Here is a 16,259-nt window from a genome sequence, read left to right as displayed (position 1 = left end):
TTTTTTATCTTTAATTTATGAAAAACATAGAAAGACTACATAATATATTCTTACAAAGCACAGGCATTTGTACAGACACAAGAAAGCTTAAAGAAGGTAATTTATTTATTGCACTGAAAGGAGATAACTTTGACGGCAACAAATATGTTGATTTTGCTATAAAAAACAACGCCATACATGCAGTAACTGATAATGATAAATCAAAAGATACTAACCATATAACCATTGTAAAAGACGGCTTAAAAACCCTTCAAGATTTAGCCTGTTATCATCGCAAATTTTTAAATATACCTATTGTCGCTATTACTGGCAGTAATGGTAAAACAACCACTAAAGAATTAATTAGAGAAGTACTAAACCAAAAATACCGTACCACCTCAACTATCGGCAATTTAAACAACCATATTGGAGTACCACTTACACTTTTATCTATGAATAACAAAACTGAAATAGGTATTGTAGAAATGGGAGCCAATCACCAGGGAGAAATTAAAATGTTATGTCAGATTGCAAAACCAGATTATGGATACATCACCAATTTTGGTAAAGCACACTTAGAAGGTTTTGGAGGCATAGAAGGTGTTATAAAAGGTAAAAGTGAATTATACAATTATCTAATTGAAAACAACAAAAGAATTTTTATTAATTATGATGACGAATTACAAATCAATAAAACAAAACAAGCCGATGTAATTTCTTTTAGCGAAGGAAATGATGCAACCTACCAAATAACCTTTTTAAAAGCCTCTCCATACATACAAATAGCAACCAAAGACATAAACATTAATTCTCAGTTAATAGGTACCTACAATGCTAAAAATATAGCATCAGCAATATGCATTGGTCTATATTTTAAAGTTAACCCTAAGTCTATTAAAAAAGCTATAGAAAAGTACCAACCAAACAACAATAGATCACAAATTATAAACAAGAATACTAACCAAATAATACTAGATGCTTACAATGCAAACCCCACTAGCATGCAAGCTGCATTAGAAAATATTAAAACAATAGAAGCCAGCAATAAAACTGTAATTTTAGGAGATATGTTTGAAGTAGGCTCAACCTCTAAAGAAGAACACCAAAACATTGTGAATTTACTTGAAAAACTTTCTTTTAAAAATATGTATATCTGCGGAAATCATTTTTACGAATGTAGCACAAATACTGTAAAGAAGTTTAAGGAGTTTTCTCAATTAAGTGAATATATAGACCAGCACAAAATAGAAAACAACACCATATTAATTAAAGGCTCTCGAGGAATGGCTCTAGAAAGAATACTAGACCACCTTTAAAACTAAAAATTTAGGTAATTGCACAAGACGCTTTTACCTAGATTTATTAAAATAACAACTTTAGTTAAGATTGTATAAAACAAAAAATCCTGAAGAAAACTTCAGGATTTTTTTTGGTGGGCAATGAGGGATTCGAACCCCCGACCCCCTCGGTGTAAACGAGGTGCTCTGAACCAACTGAGCTAATTGCCCTTGCTGTTGCAATTCGAGTGCAAATATAAGCCTTTTTTACATTGCACCAAACAAAAAATCATTTTTTTTTAAATTATTTCTGCTACAGTAAATGTACTACCTCCAACAAAGATTAAATCACTACCATTAACAACCTCTAAAGCAGCTAAATACGCGGAGTTGACAGAGAAATAAGCCTCGCCAAAAAGATTATATTTTTTTGAAAATTTTTTCAATTTTTCTGCATCAAGCCCTCTTGGGATATTTGGTTTAGAGAAATAATAAGTAGCATTAGTAGGAAATAACGGTAAAACCGAATCTAAATCTTTATCATTAACTACCCCTAAAACAATATGCAACTCTTTATAGTTTTCTTTTTGAAGTTGATCTAATACAAATTGTAAACCTTCTTTATTATGTGCTGTATCACAAATTACTTTTGGATTAGACTGTAAAATATCCCATCTACCACGCAAACCTGTGTTATTAACAACATTAGCTAGTCCTTTCTTTACAACCTCTTTATTAACTGTGAAACTTTGTGATTTTAAAACTTCAATTACATTTAAAACCGTTCTGATATTATATTTTTGATAACTTCCTTTAAGATCACTTTCTATTTCAGAAAAATTAGTTTCTTCTGCAAAGAAAATAGAACTTTCATTTGTATTGGCCGCAGCTTCAAAAACTACTTTAGTTTCTGGCAATGTTTCTCCTATTACTACAGGTATATTTTTTTTAATAATACCTGCTTTTTCAAATGCTATTTCAGAAAAAGTTTCACCTAAAAACTGTGTGTGATCTAAACCAATATTTGTTATTACAGAAACTTCAGGAATTATGATATTGGTAGAATCTAATCTTCCTCCTAAACCAACTTCTATAACAGCTACATCTACACTTTCTTCTGAAAAGTATTGAAAGGCCATAGCAACACTCATTTCGAAAAAAGAAAGTTGTTCTCTTTCTAAAAAGCTTTTATGTTGCTCTATAAATTCAAGAACAAAACTTTTAGAAACCATCTCCCCATTAATTTTTATACGCTCACGGTAATCTTTTAAATGCGGTGATGTATATAAACCTACTTTATAACCAGCTTCTTGTAATATAGATGCTAACATATGACTAGTAGAACCCTTGCCATTAGTACCACCTACATGAATTGTTTTATAATTTTTATGAGGATGATTTAACCTTTTAGAGAAATTTAAAATATTGGTTAAGTCTTTTTTAAAAGCAGTCTTCCCCTGCCTTTGATACATTGGAAGTTGTTGAAACATCCAATCAAGGGTTTCTTGGTATGAAGCCATGAAATATAAATTAAATACCTATTCAGAAAGTTTAAATTCGTATTCTATGTAACCTGTTTGTTTAACAGGTGCATCAGCATCACTATTAAATTTGGTTGCTAAAGCTGCTCTTCGTGCTGGCTCCATTAAACAACTTGCATTATTTGTAGTTCCTTTAGCTCCTGCTACTGCACTTGTAACTCTTCCTTGTTGATTAACTTCTATTTTAACCACTACAATTCCAGACTCATTACAATCTTGAACAAACTTTTCTTTATTCAAGGCTTTTCTTCCTCCTAAACGGTAATTACCATCACCATCTAATCCTTTTCCTTGACCGTAATAAGAAGTTGCATTAGGGTCTCCATTTGGATTGCCTTTATCTCCAGCTTGACTATCATTACCCTCTCCTCCATTTGCAGTACCATTTTTCTTAGGTCCGTTAATCAAACTATTTAGAGCGTCTGATGTGTTTTTATCTGGTTTTGGGTCTGGTTTTTTCACCTCTTTAGTTTCTTCTACTTTAGCAGGTGTTTTTTTAGTTTCTACTGGTTTTTTTTCTGTTTTTTGCTCTACTTTCTTCTTCTCTTCTTTTTCTTCAATAACAGGTGCATCTTCGGTATCTTGAGTAGTGACCTCATCTGTAATTTCTGGTTGAGTTTCTGTAGGTTGAGGCGGAGTAGCTTCTGCGCTATTTTGTTGTGGTGCAGATTTAATAGGCTCTGTGGGTTGTATATCACCAGAGCCTACATCTGAAGTTCCAAAATTAATAGCAATACCATTTTCTGGAGGTGGATCTAAATAAGTAAAACCAAACAGAAAAAGCAGAATTAATATTAACCCTGAAATGACCGCTGTAATGATAGCAGATTTCTTTTCATATTTAGTTTCAAACATCCCCATAATTAAGGCTTAACAGCCAATACAATTTTATATTTATTTCGCTTAGCAATATCCATTACTGTCACAGCGTCTTGAATAGGCACACTTTGTTCTGCTCTAAGAATAATAGTAGGATCTTCTTCTCCTCTTAATCTTTTTTGAAGCTCTAACTCTAACTGATCTTTGCTTATTTTTTCTGAATTAATAAAAACTTCTAAATCTTTATTAATACTAATAGCTAAATTCTGTTTATTAGTAGTTTTACCTTTTCCTTTAGGCAAAAGTAAATCTAATGCTTCTGGAGTTACGGCCGGAGAGGTAAGCATGAAGAATACCAATAACAGAAATACAATATCTGTCATTGATGACATACTAAACTCTGGACTCACTTTATTTCTTCCTCTTAAATTCATATTAAGCAGGTTCGTTTAAAAGGTCTAAAAAGTCTACAGCAGTAGCTTCCATTTGATGAACCACTTTATCTGTTTTTACTACTAAATGATTATAACCTATATAAGCAATAATACCTACAATTAAACCAGCAACAGTTGTCGTCATTGCTACATAAATACCTTCTGCTAAGCTTCCCATTTCTGCTTGCCCGCTACTTGATGCTAATTCATGAAAAGCTAAAACCATACCAATTACTGTCCCTAAAAAGCCAATCATTGGTCCAGCTCCTGCAATAGTTGCTAAAATAGAAACATTTTTTTCTAGGTTATAAACCTCTAATTTACCTGCATTTTCTATAGCAGTATTAATATCTTCTAAAGGGCTACCTATTCTAGACACTCCTTTAGCAGTTAGTCTAGCTACAGGTGAATTTTCTTGAGCACATCTAATTTTAGCAGCTTCAATATTACCATTAGCTATATTATCTTTTATTTGAGACATAAAGTTTACATCTGTTTTAGATGCTGCTTTGATAGCAAAAAGTCGTTCAAAATAAATATATAATGCTACGACTAACAGCACAAATAAGATGGCAATCACAATGGTTCCTGCCATTCCTCCATCAAAAATTAATTCTATAAAAGAAAGTGTTTTTTCTTCTGGTAATTGCTCGGCTGTTTCTTGAGCCGCTTCTTGCAAAAATGTAGCTAGCATATGTTTAGTTAGTTTATATAGGTAACGTTAAATAATTTCAGAAATTATATTTAAAGTAAAGCTAAGTTATTTATAATTGATTACAAAAAAAACCAAACCCCTAAAAATCCAATTCCTGCTAAAACAATAGTGTATGGCAATGCCATTTTTACCATTTTAAAATACGATAGACTAATAAGCGGAGCCAAAGAAGACGTTAATAAGAATAAAAACGCTGCTTGCCCATTAGGAGTAGCTACACTAGGTAGGTTAGTACCTGTGTTAATAGCTATTGCTAAATTTTCAAACTGCTCTCTAGAGATATCTCCAGCATCAAAAGCAGATTTTACTTCACCGATATAAACTGTTGCTACAAATACATTATCACTAATCATAGACAAAAATCCGTTAGCTACGTAAAAAACAGATGGCTGTGTAGCAGCATCTAAAGAAAGTGCCCAATGAATAATTGGATGAAATAAATGTTGGTCATGAATCATTGCTACAATTACAAAGAATACTACGATTAACCCTGTAAACGGCAATGCTTCTTCAAAAGCTTTACCTATACTATGCTCATCTGTAATACCCATAAATGCAGTTTGTACAATTATTAAGGCTAGACCAATAAAACCTACTGGCGCTAAATGCAATGCTAAACCTATAATTAAAAATACTGCTGATACAGCTTGAACAATTAGCCCATATTTCTGAGATTTTGTTCTTTTCTTATCTTGCTCTTCTGTGTAATTTTCTATAATCTGCCTTGCTACTTTTGGTAGTTTTTGACCAAAACCAAACCAACCTGTTGTTTCTAACACCACTGTTGTTGCCAAGCCTGCAACTAAAACTGGTAAGGTTATAGGTGCCATTTTTACAAAAAAGTCTATAAAATCCCAGCCCATTTTTTCACCAATCAATAGGTTTTGAGGCTCTCCTACCAATGTACAAACTCCACCTAAAGCTGTACCTACAACTCCGTGCATAATTAAGCTTCGTAAAAAAGACTTAAACTCTTCTAAAGTTTCTCCACTTAAATCTTTTCTATCTAAAGTTCCAGACTCATTATAGTCTGTGTCTGCAGATTGAATTTTATGATAAACGCCATAAAAACCAACTGCCACACTTATTAACACTGCAGTTACTGTTAATGCATCTAAAAATGCAGAAAGCAATGCGGCTAATAATAGAAACAATAATGACAGAAAAAGTTTAGATTTTATTTTTGTAAATACTTTACTAAAAATAAACATTAATAGAGGTTTCATAAAGTAAATACCTGCTACCATAAACATTAGCAAGAAAATTACTTCAAAATTCTGTATCACTTCTTCTTTAGCTGCTTCTGGAGAAGTTAGTTTTAAAATTAAAATTTCTAGAGCTAAAAGCCCACCTGTTTGAAGCGGGTAACACTTTAAAGCCATTGCTAAACAAAAAATAAATTCAGCAATAAAAATCCAAGCGGTAACGGTGGGTCCTAATACAAAATTGAATACAATATTTAGAACCAAAAACGATAATATGGTATATTTTAACCATAATGGGCTATTACCCAAAAAATTTTTAAGCATTTTAATATTATGAAAAGGTTAGTATGGGGTTTAAACGAGTTGCTTTAAAGCAATCTCAAAGGCTGTATTACTAATATTAGTTTTACTACTGTTATTGTCAAAAGTATTTTGAATAGCATTTTTAATTGTCATAGAAGTATCGTTAAAAATAGCTTCATCTGTCATTTGCACTCTTCTTTCCATGAAGTAAGCAAAAACTCTCGCCATTCCGCAGTTAGAAATAAAATCTGGAATTAAACTTACACGCTTATCGGTATACTCCATAATACTTCCAAAGAAAATCTCTTTATCGGCAAAAGGCACATTTGCTCCGCAAGAAATTACTTCTAGACCAGAATCTATCATTGTAGAAATTTGTTCTTGTGTAATTAACCTTGAAGCTGCACAAGGTGCAAAAATTTCTGTTTTTAATCCCCAAACTCTTTCATTCACCTCTTCAAAAGGAATCAAATCTTTAGATACTAAAGTATTTCCCTGTTTATCTAAAAATAATTGTTTTATTTCTTCAAAAGAAAAACCATCTTCTTTAATCAACCCTCCAGCACGGTCTATAATCCCAACAACTTTAGCTCCCATTTGTGCTAAATAATAAGCTGCTGCAGAACCTACATTACCAAAACCTTGCACAACTGCACGTTTTCCTTTAATATCCCCTCCGTAAATATCATAATAATGGTGTACTGCTTCTGCTACACCATAACCTGTAATCATGTCTGCAACGGTATATTTTCTAGATATATCTGGAGAATAGGTTGTATTTTCTAACACTTTAATTACACCTTGACGTAATTGCCCTATTCTGTTAATCTTGTCTGCTTCTGTTGGCTGAAAGTGACCTGTAAAAACTCCTTCTTGCGGATGCCATACACCACAATTTTCTGTAATAGGAATCACTTCATGAATTTCGTCTACATTTAAATCTCCACCAGTACCGTAGTAACTTTTTAACAACGGAGAAACTGCTTTATACCAACGCTCTAAAACGCCTTTTTTTCTAGGGTCTTGCGGGTTAAAATTAATTCCTGATTTTGCACCTCCAATATTAGGTCCAGAAACAGTAAATTTCACCTCCATCGTTTTTGCAAGAGAAAGTACTTCATTCATATCTAAACCTTCACGCATACGCGTACCTCCACCAGCTGCACCACCTCTAAGAGAGTTAATTACAGTCCAACCTTCTGCTTCAGTTTCAGAGTCTTTCCAGTTAAAAACAATTTCTGGTTGTTTATTTTCGTATAATTCGAGTAATTCTTTCATAAGTAGGATAATTTTTGCGTCACAAATATAGTTAAACCTAGAGGTGTTTCTCAACGAAATGTTAATTTTTTAATTTCCATAAATTTCTCCTGCAGAATGATCTACAGAAGCCCCCGTTACACTTGATAGCGTGTTTATTTCACCCTCCATTTTTAACACCCCTAACAACCCAAAAATTAAAGCTTCTTTATATTCAACAAGTTCAGAATTTGGTATTACAACTTCTGTTTTAGTTTTTTCCTGAAGTAATTCTATTAAATACTGATTGTAAGCTCCGCCCCCAGTAATTAAAACTTTTTTACCTGAATCTGCTCCTAAATTACTCGCCAACTGCAAAACTATATGCTCTGTAAATGTTGCTATTACTACTTGTGGACTAAGTTGAAACTTCTCTATCAATGGAATTACCGTATTATTTACCCACTCTACCCCTAAAGATTTAGGCGGAATTTCTTGAAAAAACGCCAAACTATTTAATGCTGAAAGTAATTCTGTGTCTGATGAATTATTTCTGGCTATTTCTCCTCCCTCGTCGTAAGGCAAATTTAATTGAGCTGCATACTCATTAAGCACTGTGTTTACAGCACAAATATCGTAAGCCACTCTTTTTTTATTTTCTTCTAGAGAGATATTTGCAAAACCTCCCAAATTCAGGCAAAAATCAAAATCTGAAAATAAAATCTTATCACCAATAGGTACTAAAGGCGCACCTTGACCACCAAATTGCACATCTTGAACTCTAAAATTGCATACTACTTTCTGTTTTAACAAACTGGCTAGCTTAGGTAAATTACCTATTTGAAGGGTTAATTTATTTTCTGGCTGATGCAAAACCGTATGGCCGTGAGAACAAACCGCATCTAAATTCTTAATATTTTTTTTCTGAATAAATTGCTGAATTACTTCTGCTAGAAACACCGTATATTCTTCATCTAAAATAGTTATATCTTTTATAGAAAAGGAAGAAGATTTTTTTAATTTCTGAAACCAATCTTGCGGATAAGCTACTGTCTCTACACAAATAATATCAAATTCCCAATGCTTTGCATACCTAAATTGAATATATGCTAAATCTATACCATCTAAAGAAGTACCAGACATTACGCCTAAAACATAATAACTCTTATTTTTCATATTCTTAAAAACAGCTTATAATTATTGATAATTTCATTACTTAAAGCTATATTTGCGAAGTTTCACTAAAAATTTGACAAACACAAAATATAATGGATTTTAAGCTTACTGAAGAGCATCTAATGATTAGAGATGCCGCTAGAGATTTTGCTAAAGCAGAGTTACTTCCCGGAGTTATAGAAAGAGATAACAAACAACAATTTCCTACAGAACAAGTTAAAAAAATGGGAGAACTTGGTTTTCTTGGAATGATGGTATCTCCAGAGTATGGCGGCGGCGGTATGGATACCATTTCTTACGTGCTAGCTATGGAAGAGCTTTCTAAAATAGATGCTTCTTGCTCTGTAATTGTATCTGTAAACAACTCTTTAGTGTGCTGGGGCTTAGAAACCTACGGTAACGAAGAACAAAAACAAAAATACTTAACCAAATTAGCAACAGGAGAGTCTATTGGTGCTTTTTGTTTAAGTGAACCAGAAGCTGGTAGTGATGCAACCTCACAAAAAACTACAGCAATAGATAAAGGTGACCATTATATATTAAACGGTACTAAAAACTGGATTACTAACGGAGGTAGTGCAGATTATTATTTAGTAATTGCACAAACAGATAGAGAAAAAGGACACAAAGGTATCAATGCTTTTATTGTAGAAAAAGGTTGGGATGGTTTTGAAGTTGGGCCAAAAGAAGACAAATTAGGAATTAGAGGTAGTGATACCCACACCTTAAATTTTAACGATGTAAAAGTTCCTAAAGAAAATAGAATCGGGGAAGATGGCTTTGGTTTTAAATTTGCCATGAAAACACTTTCTGGAGGTAGAATTGGTATTGCTGCCCAAGCCTTAGGTATTGCTTCTGGTGCTTTTGAGTTAGCTAGAGACTATTCTAAAATAAGAAAAGCCTTTGGTACAGAAATTTGCAACCACCAAGCAATTGCTTTTAAATTGGCAGACATGTACACAGAAATTGAAGCTGCTCGTCACTTAGTAATGAAAGCCGCTTGGGATAAAGACCAAGGTCACAACTATGATATGTCTGGAGCCATGGCTAAATTATATGCTTCTAAAACTGCAATGGATGCAACTGTAGAAGCAGTGCAAATTCACGGCGGTAATGGTTTTGTAAAAGAATACCACGTAGAACGTTTAATGCGTGATGCAAAAATCACTCAAATTTACGAAGGAACTTCAGAAATACAGAAAATTGTGATTTCTAGAGGGTTACTTCGCGATTAAGAATCATTATAAATTATTTTAAAACCCAACTTATTGCAAGTTGGGTTTTTTGTTTTTGCAACAATAACTCACTTTTATTCTCATTTCGTGAAATTTCACAACATATATTATTGAATTGTAAATATTTCAAAGTATAGTTAATAAAACTTAAAATAACATATCATTTTAGGAATAATACCTCTTTTTCTGTAACTTATCATTTCGTTTTCACTAATTTTTTAAGTTAAAGAAAAGACTATATGAAACCTAAACAACAAGGACTCTACTCGCCCGAATTTGAACATGATAACTGCGGAGCCGGTTTTATTTGTAATCTAGAAGGAAAACAAACTAACGATATTATACACAAAGCCATAGATATTCTAATACGCTTAGAACATCGTGGCGCAGTGGGAGCAGACGGAAGAACAGGAGATGGCGCAGGAATACTTATTGAAATACCACATCAATTCTTTAAAAAAGTCTGCAGTTTTGAATTACCAGAATTTAAAGAATACGCAGTCGGGATGTTTTTTCTTCCGCAGGCACCTAATCAATTAAAAATTTGTCAAACACTTTTTGAAGAAGAATTACAAAATCAAAAATTAGATTTAATTGGATGGAGAAAAGTACCTATAGACGCTACTTGTTTAGGGAGTATCGCTAAATTATCTGAACCTAAAGTCTACCAAGTATTTATTGCGAAACCAACAAAATGTACTGCAGAAGAATTTAATGGAAAATTATTTGCTGCTCGTAAAATTGCTGAAAACCGCATAAATCAATCAGACCTTTTAGAAAAAGATAATTTTTATGTTTCTAGTCTTTCTACCAACACTATTATCTACAAAGGTTTATTAATGCCAAATGACATTAACACCTATTATCAAGATTTAAATGATGACGATGTAGTTACCAAACTAGCATTAGTTCATCAACGATTCTCTACCAACACCTTCCCGACTTGGGATTTGGCACAACCATTTAGGTATATGTGTCATAATGGAGAAATAAATACGTTACGTGGTAATTTAAGCCGAATGAAAGCCAGAGAAGAACTTTTTAAAAGTGATTTTTTTGGAGAAGACATCAAGAAAATTCTTCCGATTACTATGGAAGGAAAATCTGACTCTGCCTCTATGGATATGGCTTTAGAGTTATTACTACACACAGGAAGATCTTTACCAGAAGCTATGATGATGATGGTACCAGAGGCTTGGGAAAAAAACCCTGTAATGAGTGATGAAAAAAAAGCATTTTATGAATACAACGCATGTATTATGGAGCCTTGGGATGGCCCTGCTTCTATTCCTTTTACAGACGGAAATTATATTGGCGCTCTTTTAGACAGAAACGGATTAAGACCTTCTAGATACACTGTTACAAAAGACGGTTACGTAGTAATGGCTTCAGAAACTGGCGTAATAGATATTAAACCAGGAAATGTGGAGTATCACGGTAGGTTAGAACCAGGAAAAATGTTCTTGGTAGATATGGTAAAAGGAAGAATTATTGAAGATGAAGAAGTAAAATATGAAGTTGTTACCAAAAGACCTTACAGAGAATGGTTAAACAATAATTTACTCCCACTATCTAATATTGCTTATACCGGCAATCAATCTACCATAGAAAAAATAGACCTTAACTCAAGACAAAAACTTTTTGGATATACCTTAGAAGACATCTCTACCATTATTACTCCAATGGCCACATTAGGGAAAGAGGCAATTGGCTCTATGGGTTCAGATATACCTTTAGCTGTACTTTCAGATCAACCACAATTATTATTTAATTATTTTAAACAGTTATTTGCACAAGTTACCAATCCACCATTAGACGGAATTAGAGAAGAAATTATTACAGACATTAGCCTTTCTATAGGAGAAGATCACAATTTATTTGATATTGTTCCCAAGCACTGTAAAAAATTAAGAATCCAAAATCCTGTCATTTCTAACGAAGATTTAGACAAAATAAAATACATAAATCACCCCGATTTTAAGACCGTTAGTATTTCTATTCTCTACGAAGCAGAAAAAGGATTAAACGGATTAGAAAATAGATTAGAAGAAATTATTTCAGAAACAAAAATCGCAGTAGATGAAGGTTGCAATATTCTTATTCTTTCAGACAGAGGAGTTTCAGAAAAACTAGCGCCAATTCCTTGTTTACTAGCCTGCTCGTTTGTGCATCACCGATTAAAAAAACATCACAGAAGATCATCTTTTGGCATCGTGATTGAATCTGCAGAACCACGAGAACCACATCATTTTGCACTTTTATTCGGTTACGGCGCAAGTGCAATTAACCCTTATCTAGTAAATGAAATTATTTATAAACTGGTAGAAGACAGAGATATTAAAATTACAGAACCAGAAGTTGCGGTACAAAATTTTAATAAAGCTATTGGTAAGGGAATTATTAAAATAATGAATAAAATAGGGATCTCTACGCTACTTTCTTACAGAGGTTCTCAAATTTTTGAAATACTTGGTCTTAATCAAAAATTTGTCAACAAATATTTTACAAATACGCCTACCAGAATTGAAGGTATTGGTTTATATGAAATAGAAAAAGAAATTCAAAAAAGATACCACAAAGCATTTAAAACTCAACAAGTAGAAACTGGGTTAGCTTTAGATATAGGAGGAGATTACCGCTGGAGAAGAAATGGAGAACGCCATATGTTTAACCCGGCTAGCGTAGCTAAACTACAACAAGCAGTAAAACAAAATAACCCTACTAGTTACGAAGAATATTCTAAATTAATTAACGAGCAAAACGAACGGTTAATGACGTTAAGAGGTTTGTTTAAATTTAAAGATTTAGACCCTATTTCTATAGACGAAGTAGAACCTTGGACAGAGATTGTAAAAAGGTTTAAAACCGGCGCTATGTCTTTTGGCTCTATTAGCAAAGAAGCCCATGAGAATTTAGCCATCGCCATGAATCGTCTAAGCGGTAAAAGTAACTCAGGTGAAGGTGGTGAAGACCCAGATCGCTTTAACAAAGACCAAAACGGAAATTGGAGAAACAGCGCCATAAAACAAGTAGCATCTGGTAGGTTTGGAGTTTCTATCAATTATTTAAGTAGTGCCAAAGAAATTCAAATTAAAATGGCACAAGGAGCCAAACCTGGTGAAGGTGGGCAATTACCGGGTGCAAAAGTAAATCCAGACATTGCTAAAACAAGAAACTCTACTCCATTTGTTGGGCTTATATCTCCCCCTCCACACCACGATATTTATTCAATTGAAGATTTAGCACAACTTATTTTCGATTTAAAAAATGCAAATAGAGAAGCTAGAATTAATGTGAAACTTGTTTCAAAAGTTGGCGTTGGTACTATTGCTGCAGGAGTTGCAAAAGCAAAAGCAGACGTAGTTCTAATTTCTGGTTTTGATGGTGGTACTGGTGCATCTGCCCTAACCTCACTAAGGCATGCAGGACTACCTTGGGAGTTAGGTATTGCAGAAGCACAACAAACGCTATTGCTTAACAACTTAAGAAATAGAATTACAATTGAATGTGACGGACAATTAAAAACAGGTAGAGATGTAGCTATTGCAGCTCTTTTAGGTGCAGAAGAGTTTGGTTTCTCTACAGCACCATTAGTAGCCACAGGTTGTATTATGATGAGAGCTTGCCATCTAAACACTTGCCCTGTTGGTATTGCTACCCAAGACCCAGAATTAAGAAAGAACTTTAAAGGCACCCCAGAAGATGTAATTAACTACATGTATTTTGTAGCTCAAGAACTTCGACAAATTATGGCAAGTCTAGGTTATCGTACTATGAATGAGATGGTAGGCCAAAGTCAAAAATTAGATATGAATAAAGCCGTTAAACATTATAAAGCGCAAGGCATAGATTTATCTAAAATTTTATACAAACCAAAAATTGATGAAGATATGGCGCTACATAAAACGCAAGACCAAGATCATCAATTAGAAAAAGTGCTAGATTTTAAAATTTTAAGTAAAGCGCACCCAGCAATTTACAGAAAAGAGAAAATGAATCTTAGTTTCCCTATTAATAATATGAATAGAACTACGGGAGCTATTATAAGTAATGAAATTTCTAAAATTCACGGCGCACAAGGCTTACCAGAAAATACACTTACCATTAATTTTACCGGTTCTGCAGGGCAAAGTTTTGGAGCGTTTGCTACTAGAGGCCTTACGCTAAATGTAATTGGTAACACAAATGATTATATAGGTAAAGGTTTATCTGGAGCAACTCTAACAGTAAAAAAACCCACAGCAGCAACCTTTAAATCTCATGAAAATATCATAATTGGTAATGTTGCTTTGTATGGAGCAATTAGCGGAGAAGTTTACATCAACGGAATTGGAGGTGAGCGTTTTTGTGTAAGAAATTCTGGTGCCAAAGCGGTTATAGAAGGGATTGGTGATCATGGCTGTGAGTATATGACTGGAGGTATTGCAGTAATTTTAGGAAAAATAGGAAGAAATTTTGCTGCAGGAATGAGCGGTGGAGTTGCCTATCTCTACAATCCTAATCAAGACCTAGACCACCATAATTTCAACATGGAAATGATTGAACTAGAAGAACCTTCTGAAGAAAATCAAGAAGAAGTAAAACATTTAATTAAAAATCATTTTAAACATACAGAAAGTAAAATTGCTAAAGAAATTATTGAAAACTGGGAAGAACAAAAACATCATTTTATAAAGGTAATGCCTACAGAATTTAAAAAAGCGTTACAAAAAATTGAGGAAGAAAAAAATAACACAACAGCAGAATTAAAAACGGTATAATGGGAGAGTTAAGAGGATTTTTAGCACATGAAAGAAAGACAGAAGAAAACATTTCACCTTCTGAAAGAATTAAAAACTACAAAGAGTTTTCTAAAAAATTAAGTCAACAAACTCTTGAAGAACAAGGTGCGAGATGTATGAATTGTGGTATTCCATTTTGTCACAGCGGTTGCCCATTAGGTAATTTAATTCCAGATTTTAACGATGCTGTTTATCAAAATGAATGGTACAAAGCACTACAAATTTTACACTCTACAAATAATTTTCCTGAATTTACAGGAAGACTTTGCCCTGCCCCTTGTGAATCTTCTTGTGTATTAGGCATTATCGAGCCACCTGTTAGTATTGAGTTAATTGAAAAATATATTGTAGAAAAAGGGTTTGAAGAAGGTTGGATTACCCCTAAAAAGCCTAAAATAGAAACAGGAAAAACTGTAGCAATTATAGGTTCTGGCCCTGCTGGCTTAGCAACTGCGCAACAGTTAAGAAGAGCAGGACATACCGTAACCGTATTTGAAAGAGCTGAAAAAATTGGAGGCTTGCTTCGTTATGGGATTCCTGATTTTAAATTAGACAAAAGCGTTATAGACAGAAGGCTTCAGCAGATGGAAGCAGAAGGTGTAATCTTTAAAACAAATACATACGTAGGTAAAAACTACAATATTAAAGAGTTAAACAATTTTGACGCTATAGTTTTATGCGGTGGAGCAACACAAAGAAGACCACTACCTATTGAAGGCGCAAATGCAGAAGGAGTAATACAAGCTATGGAATTTTTAAGCCATAACAATAAAGTTGTAGATGGCTTAGCTAAAACAGAAGAAAAACTTTCTGCAAAAAACAAACATGTAATTGTTATTGGCGGTGGAGATACTGGATCTGATTGTGTAGGTACTTCTAATAGACACGGCGCAAAATCTGTTACAAATTTTGAAATTATGCCTATGCCTACTACTCATAGAACAAAAGATCACCCTTGGCCTTATTGGCCATTTACGCTTAAAACAAGCTCTTCTCATGAAGAAGGCGTAGACAGAAATTGGAGCATTCTTACTAAAGAATTTATAAAAGATGAAAAAGGAAAACTTAAATCTTTAAAAACAGTAGAAGTAAAATGGATAAAAAACGAAGGAAACAGACCGCAACTAAAAGAAATAGAAGGCTCTGAAAAAGAATGGCCCTGTGATTTAGCTTTATTAGCGCTCGGTTTTACTGGCCCTGAAAAAACATTGAGTGAACAACTAGGTTTAAACACTACAGAAAGATCTAACATTCAGTCTAATAAAAAATACCAAACCAACATTAAAAACATCTTTACAGCAGGAGATATGCGTCGAGGACAATCGTTAATTGTTTGGGCAATTTCTGAAGGCAGAGAAGCTGCACGTGAAGTAGATAAATATTTAATGGGGAAATCTGAATTACCAACTAAAGGCCCAGGGGATTTACCAAATCAATAAACCATAACAAAAAGTTAATAAAGTGTATTCATCGGCATAATAAAGCCTTTAATCGAAAAAAAAAATCATTACGAAATCTATGTACTACATTTGGTGTTCCATAAAATTTTATGGCTAAA

General features: G+C 33.5%; 11 protein-coding genes and 1 tRNA gene. 4 read left to right on the top strand and 8 right to left on the bottom strand.

What is annotated here, in order from left to right:
- Positions 1–17 precede the first annotated feature (17 nt).
- Positions 18–1,295: a UDP-N-acetylmuramoyl-tripeptide--D-alanyl-D-alanine ligase gene (locus BUC03_RS13475; RefSeq protein ID WP_073153132.1), complete on the top strand. Its 1,278-nt coding sequence runs from the start codon at positions 18–20 to the stop codon at positions 1,293–1,295.
- Positions 1,296–1,409: 114 nt separating this feature from the next.
- Here BUC03_RS13475 and BUC03_RS13470 read toward each other — a convergent pair.
- From BUC03_RS13470 to BUC03_RS13435, 8 genes are all read right to left on the bottom strand, one after another.
- Positions 1,410–1,487: transfer RNA gene (locus BUC03_RS13470), tRNA-Val, on the bottom strand.
- A gap of 68 nt (positions 1,488–1,555) precedes the next feature.
- Entirely contained in the window at positions 1,556–2,776 is a 1,221-nt protein-coding gene (locus BUC03_RS13465; protein WP_073153130.1) for a bifunctional folylpolyglutamate synthase/dihydrofolate synthase, read from the bottom strand.
- An 18-nt stretch (positions 2,777–2,794) separates the two neighbouring features.
- A complete protein-coding gene (locus tag BUC03_RS13460; RefSeq protein ID WP_073153127.1) occupies positions 2,795–3,658 on the bottom strand; it encodes an energy transducer TonB family protein in 864 nt (287 codons plus the stop codon).
- A 2-nt stretch (positions 3,659–3,660) separates the two neighbouring features.
- The gene (locus BUC03_RS13455) at positions 3,661–4,050 is read right to left on the bottom strand and encodes an ExbD/TolR family protein (protein ID WP_073153124.1); all 390 of its coding nucleotides are present in this window, start codon (positions 4,048–4,050) and stop codon (positions 3,661–3,663) included.
- A 1-nt stretch (position 4,051) separates the two neighbouring features.
- Positions 4,052–4,744: a MotA/TolQ/ExbB proton channel family protein gene (locus tag BUC03_RS13450; protein ID WP_073153121.1), complete on the bottom strand. Its 693-nt coding sequence runs from the start codon at positions 4,742–4,744 to the stop codon at positions 4,052–4,054.
- Between the two features lie 80 nt (positions 4,745–4,824).
- Positions 4,825–6,294 carry a sodium/proton antiporter NhaB gene (gene nhaB / locus BUC03_RS13445; RefSeq protein WP_073153118.1) on the bottom strand — a complete coding sequence of 490 codons (1,470 nt, stop codon included), beginning with the start codon at positions 6,292–6,294 and terminating at the stop codon, positions 4,825–4,827.
- 30 nt (positions 6,295–6,324) lie between these two features.
- Complete coding sequence (locus tag BUC03_RS13440; protein WP_073153116.1) at positions 6,325–7,551, bottom strand: Glu/Leu/Phe/Val dehydrogenase dimerization domain-containing protein; 1,227 nt, start codon at positions 7,549–7,551, stop codon at positions 6,325–6,327.
- A 69-nt stretch (positions 7,552–7,620) separates the two neighbouring features.
- Positions 7,621–8,685 (bottom strand): anhydro-N-acetylmuramic acid kinase, encoded by a 1,065-nt coding sequence (locus BUC03_RS13435; RefSeq protein ID WP_073153114.1) that lies wholly within the window; start codon positions 8,683–8,685, stop codon positions 7,621–7,623.
- A gap of 92 nt (positions 8,686–8,777) precedes the next feature.
- Here BUC03_RS13435 and BUC03_RS13430 point away from each other — a divergent pair, with 92 nt between their 5' ends.
- From BUC03_RS13430 to BUC03_RS13420, 3 genes are all read left to right on the top strand, one after another.
- A complete protein-coding gene (locus BUC03_RS13430) occupies positions 8,778–9,920 on the top strand; it encodes an acyl-CoA dehydrogenase (RefSeq protein WP_073153113.1) in 1,143 nt (380 codons plus the stop codon).
- Positions 9,921–10,159: 239 nt separating this feature from the next.
- Entirely contained in the window at positions 10,160–14,680 is a 4,521-nt protein-coding gene (gene gltB / locus BUC03_RS13425; RefSeq protein WP_073153111.1) for a glutamate synthase large subunit, read from the top strand.
- Positions 14,680–16,140, top strand: coding sequence for a glutamate synthase subunit beta (locus BUC03_RS13420; RefSeq protein ID WP_073153109.1), 1,461 nt, complete (start codon positions 14,680–14,682; stop codon positions 16,138–16,140). Before gltB ends, BUC03_RS13420 begins: the two co-directional genes overlap by 1 nt.
- Positions 16,141–16,259 lie beyond the last annotated feature (119 nt).

Origin of the sequence: Mesonia phycicola (assembly GCF_900141885.1) — a bacterium.
Lineage (GTDB): Bacteria > Bacteroidota > Bacteroidia > Flavobacteriales > Flavobacteriaceae > Mesonia > Mesonia phycicola.
Note: the sequence above shows the minus strand (reverse complement) of the source record. Positions and strands in the feature narration are given on the sequence as shown.

Coding starts and splice junctions, on each gene's coding strand:
- BUC03_RS13475 (WP_073153132.1), top strand. CDS start 18: ATGAAAAACATAGAAAGACTACATAATATATTCTTACAAAGCACAGGC.
- BUC03_RS13465 (WP_073153130.1), bottom strand. CDS start 2,776: ATGGCTTCATACCAAGAAACCCTTGATTGGATGTTTCAACAACTTCCA.
- BUC03_RS13460 (WP_073153127.1), bottom strand. CDS start 3,658: ATGGGGATGTTTGAAACTAAATATGAAAAGAAATCTGCTATCATTACA.
- BUC03_RS13455 (WP_073153124.1), bottom strand. CDS start 4,050: ATGAATTTAAGAGGAAGAAATAAAGTGAGTCCAGAGTTTAGTATGTCA.
- BUC03_RS13450 (WP_073153121.1), bottom strand. CDS start 4,744: ATGCTAGCTACATTTTTGCAAGAAGCGGCTCAAGAAACAGCCGAGCAA.
- nhaB (WP_073153118.1), bottom strand. CDS start 6,294: ATGCTTAAAAATTTTTTGGGTAATAGCCCATTATGGTTAAAATATACC.
- BUC03_RS13440 (WP_073153116.1), bottom strand. CDS start 7,551: ATGAAAGAATTACTCGAATTATACGAAAATAAACAACCAGAAATTGTT.
- BUC03_RS13435 (WP_073153114.1), bottom strand. CDS start 8,685: ATGAAAAATAAGAGTTATTATGTTTTAGGCGTAATGTCTGGTACTTCT.
- BUC03_RS13430 (WP_073153113.1), top strand. CDS start 8,778: ATGGATTTTAAGCTTACTGAAGAGCATCTAATGATTAGAGATGCCGCT.
- gltB (WP_073153111.1), top strand. CDS start 10,160: ATGAAACCTAAACAACAAGGACTCTACTCGCCCGAATTTGAACATGAT.
- BUC03_RS13420 (WP_073153109.1), top strand. CDS start 14,680: ATGGGAGAGTTAAGAGGATTTTTAGCACATGAAAGAAAGACAGAAGAA.